Here is a 2,634-nt window from a genome sequence, read left to right on the forward strand (position 1 = left end):
CGGGCGAGCACGGCCGCTTCGACGTCCTGACCGTGCCGGACGAAATCGGCGATCGCCTGATTGTGATCGACGCGGGCCACATCCTGTTCGATGATCGGACCCTCGTCGAGGTCGCTCGTGACGTAGTGGGCGGTCGCCCCGATGATCTTCACACCCCGGGCATGGGCCTGATGGTAGGGTTTCGCGCCCTTGAAGCTGGGCAGGAACGAATGGTGGATGTTGATGACCCGACCCTCGAGGCGGTCGCAGAGGTCGGGGGAGAGGATCTGCATGTACCGGGCCAAGACGATGAGCTCGACATCGAGGTCGTCGACGAGAGCCGAGAGCCTCGCCTCGGCGTCGGCCTTCGTGTCCCGGGTGATCGGAATATGGTGGAAGTCGTGGCCGTGGAACTCTGCGAGCGGACGCAGGTCGTCATGGTTGCCGGCGACGCCGACGATGTCGATGGGCAGCTGACCGGCCGAATGCCGGAACAGCAGAGTGTTGAGGCAGTGCGCGGCCTTGGACACCATGATCAGTGTGCGGGTCCTCTTCTCCACCGGCTGCAGACTCACGGTCATCGCGAACCGGGGAGCCACCTCGGCGAGGCCGTCTTCCACGGTCTGAGCCGAGGTCTGCGCGGGCGTCGAGAATTGGACGCGCAGGAAGAACTGACGCGAATCGGGGGAGGAGAACTGCTGCGATTCGGTGATGTTGCCGCCGAGGCCTGCGAGCACCCCGGTCACGGCATGGACGATTCCGGTCGAATCGGGGCAGGTGACTCTCAGGATCCATTCGCAGCTCATGGTCTCGATCCTAATCGGTGGATGCGGATTCCACCCATCCGGCATCGGCATCCGGATGGCGGTCGCAGCCCCGGAAGCAGGCGGGGTCGCTGTTAGCATGGTGCCGGGTGACGGCCGCAGTGTGCGCGTTGCTTCGCTCCCATCATCGGATGCCACAGGAGAGTACTCATGACCGAAAACTCGATGCAGGCCTCGCTTGCCGACATCGACCCGCAGATCGCCGAAGTCCTCGACCTCGAGCTGGGCCGCCAGCGGTCGACGCTTGAGATGATCGCCTCGGAGAATTTCGTCCCCCGCGCCGTGCTGGAAGCACAGGGGTCGGTGCTGACGAACAAGTACGCCGAGGGCTATCCCGGCAAGCGCTACTACGGCGGCTGCGAATACGTCGACGTGGCAGAGAACCTCGCCATCGACCGCGCCAAGAGCCTCTTCGGAGCCGACTACGCGAACGTCCAGCCCCACTCCGGTGCCTCGGCCAACGCTGCAGTCATGCACGCCCTGGCTCGTCAGGGTGACAAGATGCTCGGCCTGTCCCTGGCCCACGGCGGACACCTCACCCACGGGATGAAGATCAACTTCTCCGGGCGCCTCTACGACGTCGCCTCCTACGAGGTCGACCCCGACACCTACCGCATCGATATGGACAAGGTGCGCGAGAAGGCTCTCGAACACCGCCCCGACGTCATCGTCGCCGGCTGGTCGGCCTATCCTCGTCAGCTGGACTTCCAGGCTTTCCGCGACATCGCCGACGAAGTCGATGCGAAGCTGTGGGTCGATATGGCCCACTTCGCCGGGCTCGTCGCCGCCGGTCTGCACCCGAACCCCGTGCCGTTCGCCGATGTCGTGTCCTCGACGGTGCACAAGACGATCGGCGGACCTCGCTCCGGTTTCATCCTCGGCAAGGAGGAGTACGCGAAGAAGCTCAACTCCGCTGTCTTCCCGGGCCAGCAGGGCGGACCGCTCATGCACGTCGTCGCGGCGAAGGCAGTGGCCTTCAAGCTCGCCGCCTCCGCCGAGTTCAAGGAACGTCAGGAACGCACCGTCCGCGGTGCACAGATCCTGGCTGACCGTCTGCTGGCCTCCGATGTCGCCGAAGCCGGGGCCACCGTGCTCACCAGCGGCACCGATGTCCACCTCGTGCTCGTCGACCTGCGCAACTCGGTCCTCGACGGACAGCAGGCCGAGGATCTTCTCCACGCGGTCGGCATCACCGTCAACCGCAACGCCGTGCCGTTCGACCCGCGCCCGCCGATGGTCACCTCCGGACTGCGCATCGGCACTCCGGCACTGGCCACCCGCGGATTCGGGGACAAGGAGTTCACCGAGGTCGCCGACGTCATCGCCGAAGCGCTCAAGCCCGGCGCCGACGTCGAAGTGCTGGCTGCTCGCGTGAAGAAGCTCAGCGACGATTTCCCGCTCTACGAAGGTCTGGAGCAGTACTGATGAGCGCGCAGATCCTCGACGGCAGAGCCTGTGCGAAGCAGATCAAGGCCGAACTCACCGAGACGGTGGCGGCCCTGGCCGACTCCGGGATCGTCCCGGGCCTCGGCACCGTCCTGGTGGGGGAGGACCCCGGTTCGAAATGGTACGTCGCGGGCAAGCACCGTGACTGTGCCGAGGTCGGGATCCAGTCGATCCGTCGTGACCTTCCGGAGTCGGTGAGCCAGGATGAGCTGTTGGCTGTCATCGATGAACTCAACAACGATGACGAGTGCACCGGCTACATCGTGCAGCTGCCGCTGCCGGACCATATCGACACGGACACGATCCTCGAAGCGATCGACCCGGCCAAGGACGCCGACGGGCTGCATCCGACGAACCTCGGGCGTCTCATGCTCAACGTCAACTC

At 65.3% G+C, this 2,634-nt stretch carries 3 protein-coding genes; 2 read left to right on the top strand and 1 reads right to left on the bottom strand.

Translation table 11 applies throughout. The annotated features are described in order from the left end of the window. Positions 1-785 (bottom strand): formyltetrahydrofolate deformylase (purU, locus tag ACTIIH_RS16215; protein WP_441452850.1); only part of this gene is annotated, 785 nt, incomplete at its 3' end. A gap of 168 nt (positions 786-953) precedes the next feature. Between purU and glyA the strand changes: the two genes are divergently transcribed. Together glyA and ACTIIH_RS16225 are read left to right on the top strand one after the other, a co-directional pair. Continuing rightward, positions 954-2,228 (top strand): serine hydroxymethyltransferase, encoded by a 1,275-nt coding sequence (gene glyA / locus ACTIIH_RS16220; protein WP_101555483.1) that lies wholly within the window; start codon positions 954-956, stop codon positions 2,226-2,228. Then, a partial coding sequence (locus tag ACTIIH_RS16225) for a tetrahydrofolate dehydrogenase/cyclohydrolase catalytic domain-containing protein (RefSeq protein WP_441452851.1) occupies positions 2,228-2,634 on the top strand: 407 nt, incomplete at its 3' end. The genes glyA and ACTIIH_RS16225, both read left to right, overlap by 1 nt.

The organism is Brevibacterium sp. (assembly GCF_052105255.1).
Lineage (GTDB): Bacteria > Actinomycetota > Actinomycetes > Actinomycetales > Brevibacteriaceae > Brevibacterium > Brevibacterium linens_B.

What these genes read in the sequence shown, in the direction of transcription:
- glyA (WP_101555483.1), top strand. Translation starts at nt 954, where the DNA reads ATGACCGAAAACTCGATGCAGGCCTCGCTTGCCGACATCGACCCGCAG.